This window comes from Afipia sp. GW821-FHT04G03 (assembly GCF_059419985.1).
This window is the reverse complement of record NZ_JBWKSV010000001.1, coordinates 1,749,298-1,761,499: the sequence shown is the minus strand read 5'-3', so window position 1 is coordinate 1,761,499 and position 12,202 is coordinate 1,749,298. Positions and strand designations below refer to the sequence as shown.

The window sequence follows — 12,202 nt, the reverse complement described above, 5'->3', positions numbered from 1 at the left end:
AGTACACAAAGATGAATGAGCTTTCTCAAACTCTGACGCCGCCGGGCGTCGCATCGGCCGGCTGGTTCGATTTTGCCAAGCGCCACCGCGCCATCCTGGCAAGTCTCTCCGTGCTGGTGTTTCCGCTGGTCATGCCATTCACCGCGCTGGCGGTGAACATCCTGATCTATGGCCTCTATGCGGTCGGGTTCAATCTGCTGTTCGGGTATCTCGGACTTCTGTCGTTCGGGCATGCGGCGCTGTTTGGCACAGGTGCCTATCTCTGCGGCATCGCGATCGTCCATTTTGGATGGCCATGGTATGCCGCGATCGTGATGGGCATAGTGGGTGGTGCTGTCATGGCGGCTGGTATTGGTGCATTGGCGATCCGCACCCGTGGAATCTATTTCGCCATGGTGACGATGGCTCTCTCGCAATGCGTTTTCTATCTCTTTTATCAGGCGGTCGATTGGACCGGTGGCGAGAACGGCTTGCGCGGTATTAACGTTCGCATCATCGATATCTTCGGCCTGAAATTCGACTTCATCAATCCGCTGACGCGTTATTATGTCATCGCGGCGTTCGTGATCATGGCTCTGTTCGTGCTGTCGCGAATATTGGCGTCGCCGTTTGGCGCTGTCATCGAAGCCGTCCGGGAAAATGAGGCGCGAGCGCGGGCTTCCGGCTATGACGTGACGCGAACCCGGCTGATTACGTTCATCCTGTCCGGTGCGTTCTGTGGTTTGGCTGGCGCGCTGATGGCCCTCCATCTGTCCATTGTGCCGATCGAGATCCTGCACATCGAGACATCAGGTATGGTGGTGATGATGTCGCTGTTGGGAGGAATGGGAACATTCTTCGGCCCGTTCATTGGCGCGGCCGTTTTCCTGCTGCTCGAGAATCTGGTTTCGCTTTGGACCGTTCATTGGCAGCTGATTGTCGGTGCGGTTTTCGTGATCTGTGTGTTGTTTTTCCCGGCCGGAATCTGGGGAACGATCTTGAAGCGGGTCAAGCCATGACGACTTCGGTGGACACTTCAAAAGTCATCTTGCGCACGACCGGCGTGAGCAAGAAGTTCGGCAAATTCGTAGCCTTGAACAATATCTCTGCCGAGTTCTCGCGCGACGCGATCACCTCGATCATCGGACCGAACGGTGCTGGGAAAAGCACCTATTTCAACCTGTTGTCCGGCGCCTTCCCGCCATCCAGCGGCAAGGTCGAGTTTGAAGGCCGCGATGTCACCAATGTCGCACAGCACGAGTTCGCCCATATGGGCATCGCGAAGTCTTTCCAGATCACCAACGTGTTTCCGCTCCTTACGACGCGGGAGAATGTCCGCGTCGGACTGCAAGCCTTCGTCTCGCGCTATGATATCTGGCGCCCGCGCGCCAGACTTCCGGGGCTCGTCGAGAAAGCGGATGAGTTGCTGGCGCTGGTCGGACTGTGGGATCGCCGCGAGCGGCTTGCCAAGGAACTGGCGCATGGCGAACAGCGTGCGCTCGAAATCGGAATGGCGCTGGCTGCCAATCCGCGGCTGTTGCTGCTGGACGAGCCGACGGCGGGCATGAGCCCGGAAGAGACCCGGGTGATGATGGACCTCATCGTCAAATTGGCGAAGGAGCGCACCGTTATTCTCGTCGAACACAAGATGAAACTGGTGATGGGGATCAGCGACCGCGTTCTCGTGCTGCATCATGGAGAACTGTTGGCGCAGGGCACACCAACGGAAGTCCGCCAGAACGAACAGGTCAAGCGGGTCTACCTTGGCCAGCGGGAGCACTGAAGCGATGTTGCGTGTCGAAAATCTCAACGCCTGGTACGGCGCAAGCCATGTGCTTCAGGACATTGGTCTCGAAGTGAACAAAGGCGAGATCGTCTGTCTGATCGGTCGCAATGGCGCCGGCAAGACCACGACGCTGAAGTCGATTATCGGGCTGCTCGACAAGACTAGCGGGTCGGTGACTTTCAAGGGCAAGGAAGTTTTGGGTCAGCCCGCCCACGTCCGCTTTGCCTTGGGTCTTGCTTACGTCCCGGAAGAGCGGCGCATCGTGCAGGGATTGACGGTCCGCGAAAATCTGCGTCTCGGCCTTGTCGCCTCGCCCGACAAGAAGGACGAGGTTCGACGTATCGCCCAAATAGCGGAGATATTTCCGCGTCTGGCCGAGCGGCTGGATCAGGAAGCCGTCACGATGTCAGGCGGTGAGCAGCAGATGCTTGCGATTGCGCGTGCCATGATTGCAAAGCCGGATCTCATCATGCTCGATGAGCCTTCGGAGGGCATCATGCCGGTGCTGGTCGACGAAATGTTCGAATTGTTCCGCAAAATGAAGTCAGAAGGGACGACGATTCTTCTGGTTGAGCAGAATGTCGAACTCGCGCTCGATATCGCCGACCGCGCTTACGTGCTGGATCAGGGTTCGGTTGTGCATCATGCCACGGCGGCTGCGCTGCTTGCGGACGATGAAATCAAAGAACGCTACTGCTCGGTCTGACAGATGGCTGGCGGCGCGCCCGACTGCGCCGATATAATTATCGATTGATAAATAAAGAAAAGGAACAAGATCATGAAGGTCGACAGAGCCGCTATCTATGAAGCTGCGAAAAAGCTTTCCAACTGGGGCCGCTGGGGCGCAGACGACCAGATCGGCACGCTTAACAACGTGAGCCCTCAGGACGTCATCAACGCGGGCAAGCTCATCAAAAAGGGCAAGGTATTCTCGCTCGGCCTGTCGCTGAAGGAGCCCATTCAGTCGGGTCTGTTCGGCGGTCGATGGAATCCGATCCACACCATGCTTGCGACCGGTACAGATGCCGCAGCCGGCAACCAGGACGATCCTTCGCCGTATCTTCGCTATGCGGACGATGCGATCAACATGCCGTGCCAGGCGTCGACGCAATGGGATGCGCTTTGTCACATCTTCCTCGATGACAAGATGTATAACGGCTATGATGCCAAGCTGGTCGATGCGCGCGGCGCAAAGAAGCTCGGCATTGAGCATACGCGTGACAAGATGGCAGGCCGCGGCGTGCTGCTCGATATCGCGCGGTTCAAGGGTGTGGACTCGCTCGACGACGGCTATGCGATCACCAACGCAGACCTCGACGCTTGCGCCAAACAGCAAGGCGTTGAAATTCGCAAGGGCGACTTCGTGATTGTTCGTACCGGTCATCAGGAGCGTTGCCTGAAGAAGAAGGATTGGTCGGGATATGCCGGTGGGGATGCCCCGGGTATGGCATTCGAGACCTGCTACTGGATCCGGGAGAAGGACATCGCCGCGATCTGCACCGATACGTGGGGGTGCGAGGTGCGCCCGAACGAAACCAACGAAGCCAACCAGCCCTGGCACTGGGTGGTGATCCCGGCCATCGGAATTTCGATGGGCGAGATTTTCTACCTGAAGGAGCTTGCGGAAGATTGTGCGCAAGACAAGATCTATGAGTTCTTTTTCGCCGCACCGCCGATGCATTTGCCCGGCGCTGCCGGTTCGCCGATCAATCCTCAGGCGATCAAGTAACCGCGGAGAATTTTAATGGCCAAACACCTCAAGCGTAGCCGCGACGCAGCACAGCGGGCTGACGACGATTCCAAGGTTCGCGCGACTGTCGAAGGCATTCTTGCCGATATCGAAAAGCGCGGCGATGACGCGGTTCGTGAATTGTCGATAAAGTTCGACCAGTGGGACCGCAAGGACTACCGGTTGACCGACGCGGAGATCAAGGACTGCGTCGCACAGTTGTCCAAGCGGAACATTGACGACATCAAATTCGCGCAAGAGCAGGTGCGCAACTTCGCTCAGCACCAGCGCGACTCGATGAAGGATGTCGAGGTGGAAACCTTGCCCGGCGTCGTGCTGGGTCACAAGAACATACCGGTTAATTCCGTGGGCTGTTATGTTCCGGGCGGCAAGTATCCGCTTCTGGCTTCTGCGCATATGTCGGTGATCACCGCGAAAGTTGCCGGTGTTGCGCGTATCATCACCTGCGCACCACCGTTTCAGGGCAAGCCTGCGCCAGCCATCGTCGCCGCACAGCATCTCGCGGGCGCCGATGTCATCTACTGTCTCGGTGGAATCCAGGCCGTTGGTGCAATGGCTCTCGGCACGGCATCGATTGCGCCTGTGGATATGCTGGTTGGCCCCGGCAACGCCTTCGTGGCGGAGGCGAAACGGCAACTCTTCGGTCGCGTCGGTATCGACCTTTTCGCCGGGCCGACGGAAACGCTGGTGATCGCAGACGATACGGTGGACGGTGAGTTGTGCGCGACCGATCTTCTCGGTCAGGCGGAGCATGGACCGAACTCACCCGCGATTTTGCTGACCAACTCCGAAAAGCTTGCCCGCGATACGATGGCTGAAATTGAGCGTCTTCTAAAAATCCTGCCGACTGGCGCTGTTGCCGCCAAGGCCTGGGAAGACTACGGCGAAGTCATCGTCTGCGACTCCGAAGATGAGATGGTGAGGGAGGCGGATCGCATCGCTTCCGAACACGTGCAGGTGATGACACGCAATCCGGATTACTTTCTCAACAACATGACCAACTACGGCGCCTTGTTTCTCGGACCACGTACGAACGTGGCTTATGGCGACAAGGTGATTGGCACCAATCACACGCTCCCGACCCATAAGGCGGCGCGTTATACCGGTGGATTGTGGGTCGGCAAGTTCCTCAAAACCGTAACCTATCAGCGCGTGTTGACCGATGAGGCGTCAGCCATGATCGGCGAGTACTGTTCGCGTCTTTGTATGCTTGAGGGCTTCGCCGGTCATGCCGAGCAGGCCAACGTTCGCGTCCGGCGTTATGGTGGCCGCAACGTGCCGTATGCGAGCGCTGCTGAATGACCGCCCAGCCGCTGCCGAAAACTCCGACATTCCGGCTGGACGGGCGCCGTGCACTGGTCACCGGGGCGGGCCGGGGCATCGGGGTTGCCGCGGCTGCCGCGCTGGCCGAGGCGGGTGCGCACGTCACGCTTTGCGCCCGCACGGCAAGTGAAATTGAGCTGGCGGCTGCGGCGCTTCGAGAGCAGGGTTTTCAGGCGGATACGCTCACGCTCGATGTGACGGACGTTGCGTCATTCCGCTCGGCGATTGAAGCCCGTGAGATGTACCATGTCCTTGTCAACAATGCCGGTACGAACAGGCCGAACTCGTTCACCGATGTGCCGGTGGAGGATTTCGATGTCGTGATGAACCTGAACGTGCGTGCCGCTTATTTCGCGGCTCAGACTATCGCACAGCGGATGATCGCAACCGGGACAAGAGGATCGATCATCAATATGTCCTCACAGATGGGACATGTCGGCGGAGCCAACCGTTCACTTTATTGCGCCTCGAAATGGGCGATGGAAGGTTTCTCAAAGGCGATGGCGATCGATCTGGCCCCGCATGGTATTCGGGTCAACACGTTGTGCCCAACCTTCATCGAAACGCCGATGACAAGGCCGTTCTTTGAAAATGCTGCGTTCAAGGAGAGCGTACTTTCGAAAATCAAACTCGGACGGCTCGGCACCGTCGAGGATCTGATGGGTGCGATCGTGTTTCTTGCCGGCGATGCATCGTCGCTGATGACGGGATCGTCTCTCGTCATCGACGGAGGCTGGACGGCAGACTGAACGTTGTTATTGTCGCTGATCTTTCTGGGTCCTTGCGTGATGACTCCGCAAGGCGAGAGCATAGCGGTCTAAGGCGCATACGGTTGCCTGTCATTTTGCGCTGCACAAGGCGCATTTCCCTTATGTTTTGAGTATCTGTCGTGACTGGTCCCGGCGCTCCCACGTCGGGCTTCGCCTTTCTGATCCCGGCCCTGCGGGATCGTGTGGCTTGATTTAGTCGGACAAGACCAAGGATTTTGCCAAATCGATTACAATATATAACAATGCTGGACCGGGCCGCCAAAGAGCCCGTGATTGTCATATCAGGGAGCCGGGTCCATGAGGAAAGCACTGTTGGCGGCACTATTGGCCGCAAGCATGACGCCTGCGTTCGCGCAGGACAAGACCGTGAACATGAAGGTGTCGATCTGGCTGCCGCCCGCCCATCCATTGGTGCCCGCGACGCAAGCCTGGGCCGCTGACATCGATAAGGCGTCGGGCGGCACCATCAAGATGACAATCTTTCCGTCGGAACAGCTCGGGAAGGCGTTCGATCACTACGACATGGCGCGCGACGGCATCGCCGACATCACCTACATCAATCCGGGTTATCAGCCTGGACGATTCCCGATTATCGCGGCTGGGCAACTTCCCTTTACCTTCAACGACGGCAAGAAAGGCACGCAGGCGCTGAACGAGTGGTACAAGAAATACGCCGCGACCGAAATGAAAGACACCAAGCTGTGCTTTGCGTTCATCCACGATCCCGGCTCGATCCATGGCAAGAAAAAGATCGTGGTTCCGGGGGACCTGAACGGCGTCAAAGTACGGCCTGCGCAAAGCACGATCGGCGAAATGGTGAAGTTGCTGGGCGGCACCAACGTGCAGGCCTCGGCGCCGGAAGCGCGCGATGCGATCGAGCGTGGTGTGGCTGACGAGATCGCCTTCCCATGGGGATCGATATTCCTTTTCGGTATCGACAAGGTCACGAAGTATCACATTGACGCGCCGCTCTACTCGACGGTGTTTACCTACAATATCAATCTGAAGACTTACGACTCGCTTTCCCCCGCCCAGAAAAAAGTGATGGATGACCATTGCTCGCCGGAGTGGGCAGCCAAGATATCCGATCCGTGGACCGAGTTTGAAGCCAATGGCCGAGTGAAGATGAAAGCGCTGGCGGGTCATGAGGTTTATCCGCTGACGGCCGAGCAGCTTGACCAATGGAAGAAGGCAACGGCGCCGCTTCGCGACAGCTGGGCGGAAAGCGTCAAAAAAGCCGGTGGCGACGCGGCGGCTATCGACGCGGAACTGAAGGCTGCGCTCAAGAAGTTCGACGCGGCTCTTTAGCCAGACAGCGCATGACGTGAACGCGGCAGGTCTCTGCCGCGATTTTCCTCTCATGAACCGGTGAATCATGACCGCGACACCGCAAATCTCCAGCGATGGCGTTCTCGGCATTCCCGAAGTTCCGGAGCCGAAGAAAAGTGCGATGGATCGGTTCATCGATTCCATTGAATGGATTGCCGCTGCCTTTGTCGGCATCGTGGCGCTGAATACCTTTATCGCGGTATTCCTGCGCAAGTTCTTTGCAATCTCGATTCCGGATTACTACGATTTTGGCCGGCTCTTGCTGGGCATTCTCATTTTCTGGGGGATTGCCGCCACGAGCTACCGGGGTACGCACATTACGGTCGATCTGGTCTGGGCCAATTCACCCCCAAAGTACCAGAGGTGGATTGATATTTTCGCGACCCTTGTGCTTCTCTTTGTGGTCACGGTTCAAACGGTCACCTTGTTCGACAAGGTCGTTCAGACCCGCGCAGACAACGTTCTCACTTACGATCTTCGGCTTCCAAACTGGCCATTTTTCGCTGTCGCCTGGATCGGCGACGTCTCGGCTGTTCTGCTGATTGCGATACGGACTTGGCGGCTCATCTTTCATCCAGAGCTGATGCACGATCCCAAGATCAAGACGGCGGAGTGAGCGATCGTGAGCAATGAAGCGGTCGCTCTCATAGGCTTTGTGTCCTTGTTTGTGCTGATGCTGTTGCGCGTGCCGGTCGGCATGGCTATGGGCCTCGTCGGGATCACAGGCTTCGGTTATCTCACCGGTTTTGCGCCTGCGATGAAGCTCGTCGGCCAGACGACGATGCGCACTGTGACGGATTACACGTTCGGCGTGATTCCGATGTTCCTGCTGATGGGCGCGTTTGTTTCCGTCTCCGGTATCAGCCGCGAACTGTTTCGTGCTGCGAATACGTTCGTTGGACACTGGAAGGGTGGGCTTGGGATTGCCACCATCGCCGCTTGCGGCGGATTTGCTGCGATTTCGGGGTCCTCCGTCGCGACCGCAGCAACCTTTTCCGCCGTCGCTTACCCCGAGATGCGCCGGTTCGGCTATCCGCAGTCGTTCGCGACCGGTGTGATCGCGGTCGGCGGCACGCTCGGTGCGATGTTGCCGCCTTCGACAGTTCTCGCGGTCTATGGAATCATTACCCAGCAGGACATCGGCAAGCTGTTTATCGCAGGCGTTATCCCGGGGCTGCTGGCCATCGTGATGCACATGATCACGATTGCCATCATTGGCGTCGTGAAGCCGGGATTCTTGCCTGCCGGCCCGAAAAGTTCTTGGCCTGAGCGATTGGCGGCGTTGCGGGACGTTTGGTCGCCCCTGCTGCTGTTCGTATTTGTGATTGGCGGGCTCTATGGTGGCTTCTTCATTCCGACGGAGGCGGGTGCGGTCGGTGCCGTCGGTGCATTTCTCATCGGTGTCCTGCGCGGGAAACTGACGAAGGACGGCATTCTGCAATCGCTGTTGCAGGCGACGCGCACGGCGGCCGCGGTATTCACGATTCTGATCGGCGCGTTGTGTTTCGGCTACTTCCTGACCATCACGCAAACGCCACAGCATGTGACGGAGTTTCTGACCGGGCTCGGGATCGGCAGATATGGTGTTCTCGCGCTGATCCTGCTGATGTATCTCGTGCTCGGCTGCTTGATGGATGCGATGGCAATGGTCATTCTTACTGTGCCGATTGTCTTTCCCGTCATCACAGCGCTCGGGTTCGATCCGATCTGGTTTGGTGTCATTATCGTGATGACAGTGGAGCTTGGACTTATTCATCCACCCGTGGGCATGAACGTCTTTGTTATCAAAAGCGTGATCAAGGATGTCGACATGTCGACGATCTTTGTCGGGGTGCTGCCGTTTGTCGTGACGGACCTGATACGGCTCGTTCTTCTGATTCTGTTTCCGCTGCTGGCGATCTGGCTTCCTCAGCGTATGATCGGATAGACGATGAGACCTTCTCTCTCGACGAAGTATGTTTTCAGTCTGTCGATAAAGATCGACGAGCCCATCGTCGCAGGAGACTTCGGCTATGCGACGCGCCGCGTCATTCCGATTCTCGGCGGAGAATTGCGGGGTGAGGGTATGCGCGGAAACATATTGCCCGCGGGAGCGGATTTTCAGATCATTCGTCCGAACGGCTTTACGGAAGTCGAGGCCAAGTATGCGGTTGAGATGGACGATGGTGCCGTTGTCTATATCGAAAACGTGGGCGTTCGTTTTGGGTCGAAGGAGGCGCTCGACAAGATCAAGCGCGGCGAGCCGGTGGACCAGAAGTTGATCTATTTTCGGACCATGCCGCGGTTCGAAACCGGCAGCGAAGGGTACCGCTGGTTGATGGAATCGCTTTTTGTCGGGGTAGGGGAGCGGCACCCGGATAGGGTCCAGATCGATGTGCATCAGATTCTGTAAGGTGTCCGATCAAGTCGGTATCGGCATTTCTTCATCAGCTTTGAGACCAGCATGACTCATGAACCAAACAAGATAACCGCTGGAGGCGCGATTCTTGCGCGCCTCAAGGCGGTTGGCGTCGATTACATTTTCGCAAATTCCGGAACGGATTTCCCGCCGATCATTGAAGGGCTGGCTGAGGCATCGGCAAAAGACATCTCGTTGCCGAAGGCCATCGTCATTCCTCACGAGAGCGCCGCTATGGGGATGGCGCATGGTTATTTCCTTGCGACGGGGCGTGCGCAAGCTGTCATGGCGCATACCAACGTCGGTCTCGCCAACTGCGCCATGGGTGCAATCAACGCCGCGACCGAACGTGTTCCGATCATTCTCTTTTCAGGGCGGACGCCGGTGACCGAGCAGGGGCGGTTGGGGTCACGGACAGTGCCGATCGGTTGGGGCCAGGAAATGCGCGACCAGACCGCGTTGGTGCGCGAAGCGACCAAATGGGATTATGAACTCAGGTTCCCGGAGCAGGCTCTCGACATTGTTGACCGGGCACACGCGATCGCGTGTTCAACGCCGAAGGGGCCGGTTTATCTCAGTCTTCCACGGGAAGTTTTGTGTGAACTCTGTCCAGCCGAAAATATCGAGGCTCCAAGCCGGATTCAGCCGGCGATAGCTGCGCCGGCCGCAGGCGCGCTTGCAGAAGCGGCGCGCATTTTGGCTGCGGCGGAGCGGCCGGTTATCATTGCGCAAAGAGGTGCAGGCTCGCCGGAGGGGTTTTCTGCGCTTGCCGAATTGGCGCTCGGCTGGGGCATTCCGGTTGTTCAGTATTGGGCAATTCAGCTTGCCATTGCACAAGATCATCCGATGGCGGCGGGCAGCGACCCTTCCCGCTGGCTGAAGGACGCCGATGTGGTCGTGATTATCGATTCACTAGCGCCGTGGTCCCCGGCTGTTCATGACGTCCCTGCGAACTGCAAAGTCATACAAGTTGGGCAGGATCCACTTTACGCACGGTTTCCGGTTCGTAATTTCCATGCGGATGTTTCGCTCGTCGGTGAGACCGACAATTGTATCATCAGTCTTGCGGTCTCGATGAACGCAGAACTCGCTGAGACACAACAAAGGCGAGATGAGCGCCGAACGCGTGTTGCCAAGATTACGCAAGCCACCCGGCAGGAAGTCCAAAAAAGATCGGCGGCGGGTGGCGGCGACATGATGACCAAGGAATGGGTCAGTCATTGTCTTTCAAAAGCCATTGAAGGAAAGCCTGCGACGGTCTTGTCCGAACTCGGTTGCCCACTCGATCCGCTCACTTTGCAGGGTCACGGGACGTGGTATCAGGAGCCGCATTCGGGCGGTCTCGGTTGGTCGTTTCCGTGCGGACTTGGAATGCAACTCGCGGAGCCCGATCGCCTGATCGTCGCGACAATGGGCGACGGCTCTTACATGTTCAGTAATCCGGTGGCGTGCCATCAGATCGCCGAAGCGCTGGGCCTGCCCCTCCTGATTCTTGTGCTGAACAACTCGGAGTGGGGGGCTGTTCGGCGTTCCGTGCTCGACGTGTATCCACACGGATACGCCTCCCGTTCCAACGCCATGCCCTTGGTGTCGCTCCAGCCAACGCCGGATTTTATGATGATCGCGCAAGCGAGCCGGGCATTTGCAACGCGTGTTGAGAAGGGAAGCGAGTTACCGGCGGCGCTTGCGGCCGCGATCGATCACATCAGCCGCGAACGAACCCACGCACTGGTCGATATCCGGATCGGTTCATAGAAAAATCACGATCAGTATCGCTGCATTGAGCAGGCGGCATGAACGAGCCTGCACATTCGCGATGTTTTCAGAACATCGTTTCCAGGGACAAACGAAAGAAGATTTTCCCGCAAGTTTCCTGTTATTGTGGAATACCTGCCGGCATCGGCAGCTTCTGCCTGATGCATAAAACCTTCGAGGATTTGGTCATTGAATAAGGTTATAACGCCGCCCGACATCGTCGTCTTCATCGGTCTTGGACAAATGGGCCTGCCGATGGCGAAGCGCTGCATCGCTGCAGGCTTTGAGGTTCGTGGCGCGGATCCCTTCGCGTCGGCACGCGACGCGCTCGCAGTTTCGGGTGGCAAAGCATTTGCAACTGGAAAGGAGGCCGCAGCAGGCGCATCTGTGATTATCACGATGCTGCCTGACAGCAAGATCGTGCGCGAGGCCGTGCTCGGCGCCAATGGTGTCGCAGGTGTGCTTGCGAAGGACGCACTCATCATCGACATGAGTTCATCGGTGCCGGTCGACACCCAGTCGCTCGGCAAGGCACTGGCTGAGCTAGGTATCGGATTGATCGATGCGCCCGTGTCGGGCGGGGTGAAGCGAGCCGTGGATGGCACGCTCTCGATCATGGCGGGAGGTGATGCCGCGCTGGTCGAACGCGCACGCCCCTTGCTGCAGGCGATGGCGAAGTCGGTGTTCGCGACCGGCCCGATCGGCTCAGGCCACGCCATGAAGGCGCTCAATAACTACGTGTCGGCTGCTGGTCTTGTCGCCGCGTGTGAGGCGCTGCTGATTGGCCGGCGATTTGGCCTGACGCCCGACACCATTATTGATGTGCTCAACGCGTCAACCGGCAAGAACAACTCGACCGACGTCAAGATGAAGCAATTTGTAATCTCGGAGAGTTTTGCGTCCGGTTTCTCGCTTGCGTTGATGGCGAAAGATCTGCGTATCGCCGCCGATCTGTCAAAGATCGTGGGCGTCGATCCCTCGCATGCCGAAACGATCGCGAAGCTGTGGGAAAATGCGAAGGAATCTCTCGACAAGGGAGCAGATCATACGGCGATCTATCGGTTCATCGAAGCCGGAGCCGGGGACCGATAAAGTGGCCGCCGCATCGATGC

General features: G+C 57.9%; 12 protein-coding genes. All 12 read left to right on the top strand.

Annotated features, from left to right (window positions below; all coding sequences use genetic code 11):
* Positions 1-11: 11 nt before the first annotated feature.
* Positions 12-998: a branched-chain amino acid ABC transporter permease gene (locus tag AC07UB_RS08415; RefSeq protein ID WP_492792403.1), complete on the top strand. Its 987-nt coding sequence runs from the start codon at positions 12-14 to the stop codon at positions 996-998.
* Positions 995-1,762 (top strand): ABC transporter ATP-binding protein, encoded by a 768-nt coding sequence (locus AC07UB_RS08410; protein WP_492792404.1) that lies wholly within the window; start codon positions 995-997, stop codon positions 1,760-1,762. Before AC07UB_RS08415 ends, AC07UB_RS08410 begins: the two co-directional genes overlap by 4 nt.
* Positions 1,763-1,766: 4 nt before the next feature.
* Positions 1,767-2,471 carry an ABC transporter ATP-binding protein gene (locus AC07UB_RS08405; protein WP_492792405.1) on the top strand — a complete coding sequence of 235 codons (705 nt, stop codon included), beginning with the start codon at positions 1,767-1,769 and terminating at the stop codon, positions 2,469-2,471.
* A gap of 72 nt (positions 2,472-2,543) precedes the next feature.
* Positions 2,544-3,494: a cyclase family protein gene (locus tag AC07UB_RS08400; RefSeq protein WP_492792406.1), complete on the top strand. Its 951-nt coding sequence runs from the start codon at positions 2,544-2,546 to the stop codon at positions 3,492-3,494.
* A gap of 15 nt (positions 3,495-3,509) precedes the next feature.
* Positions 3,510-4,817, top strand: a complete 1,308-nt coding sequence (gene hisD, locus AC07UB_RS08395; RefSeq protein ID WP_492792407.1) for a histidinol dehydrogenase — start codon at positions 3,510-3,512, stop codon at positions 4,815-4,817.
* On the top strand, positions 4,814-5,587 hold the full coding sequence (locus AC07UB_RS08390) for an SDR family NAD(P)-dependent oxidoreductase (protein WP_492792408.1): 774 nt from the start codon (positions 4,814-4,816) through the stop codon (positions 5,585-5,587). The genes hisD and AC07UB_RS08390 overlap by 4 nt, the downstream gene beginning before the upstream one ends.
* Positions 5,588-5,905: 318 nt before the next feature.
* Entirely contained in the window at positions 5,906-6,916 is a 1,011-nt protein-coding gene (locus AC07UB_RS08385) for a TRAP transporter substrate-binding protein (protein WP_492792409.1), read from the top strand.
* Positions 6,917-7,058: 142 nt separating this feature from the next.
* Positions 7,059-7,553, top strand: coding sequence for a TRAP transporter small permease (locus tag AC07UB_RS08380; protein ID WP_492792797.1), 495 nt, complete (start codon positions 7,059-7,061; stop codon positions 7,551-7,553).
* Positions 7,554-7,559: 6 nt separating this feature from the next.
* The gene (locus tag AC07UB_RS08375; protein WP_492792410.1) at positions 7,560-8,864 is read left to right on the top strand and encodes a TRAP transporter large permease; all 1,305 of its coding nucleotides are present in this window, start codon (positions 7,560-7,562) and stop codon (positions 8,862-8,864) included.
* A gap of 3 nt (positions 8,865-8,867) precedes the next feature.
* Positions 8,868-9,329, top strand: a complete 462-nt coding sequence (locus AC07UB_RS08370; RefSeq protein ID WP_492792411.1) for a DUF3237 domain-containing protein — start codon at positions 8,868-8,870, stop codon at positions 9,327-9,329.
* A gap of 51 nt (positions 9,330-9,380) precedes the next feature.
* Complete coding sequence (locus AC07UB_RS08365; protein WP_492792412.1) at positions 9,381-11,090, top strand: thiamine pyrophosphate-requiring protein; 1,710 nt, start codon at positions 9,381-9,383, stop codon at positions 11,088-11,090.
* A 189-nt stretch (positions 11,091-11,279) separates the two neighbouring features.
* Positions 11,280-12,182, top strand: coding sequence for an NAD(P)-dependent oxidoreductase (locus AC07UB_RS08360; protein ID WP_492792413.1), 903 nt, complete (start codon positions 11,280-11,282; stop codon positions 12,180-12,182).
* Positions 12,183-12,202 lie beyond the last annotated feature (20 nt).

Bases quoted from the DNA above. Each gene is read 5' to 3' on its own strand.
- AC07UB_RS08405 (WP_492792405.1), top strand. From the start codon at position 1,767: ATGTTGCGTGTCGAAAATCTCAACGCCTGGTACGGCGCAAGCCATGTG.
- AC07UB_RS08365 (WP_492792412.1), top strand. From the start codon at position 9,381: ATGACTCATGAACCAAACAAGATAACCGCTGGAGGCGCGATTCTTGCG.
- AC07UB_RS08370 (WP_492792411.1), top strand. From the start codon at position 8,868: ATGAGACCTTCTCTCTCGACGAAGTATGTTTTCAGTCTGTCGATAAAG.
- AC07UB_RS08390 (WP_492792408.1), top strand. From the start codon at position 4,814: ATGACCGCCCAGCCGCTGCCGAAAACTCCGACATTCCGGCTGGACGGG.
- AC07UB_RS08380 (WP_492792797.1), top strand. From the start codon at position 7,059: ATGGATCGGTTCATCGATTCCATTGAATGGATTGCCGCTGCCTTTGTC.
- AC07UB_RS08400 (WP_492792406.1), top strand. From the start codon at position 2,544: ATGAAGGTCGACAGAGCCGCTATCTATGAAGCTGCGAAAAAGCTTTCC.
- hisD (WP_492792407.1), top strand. From the start codon at position 3,510: ATGGCCAAACACCTCAAGCGTAGCCGCGACGCAGCACAGCGGGCTGAC.
- AC07UB_RS08385 (WP_492792409.1), top strand. From the start codon at position 5,906: ATGAGGAAAGCACTGTTGGCGGCACTATTGGCCGCAAGCATGACGCCT.
- AC07UB_RS08410 (WP_492792404.1), top strand. From the start codon at position 995: ATGACGACTTCGGTGGACACTTCAAAAGTCATCTTGCGCACGACCGGC.
- AC07UB_RS08415 (WP_492792403.1), top strand. From the start codon at position 12: ATGAATGAGCTTTCTCAAACTCTGACGCCGCCGGGCGTCGCATCGGCC.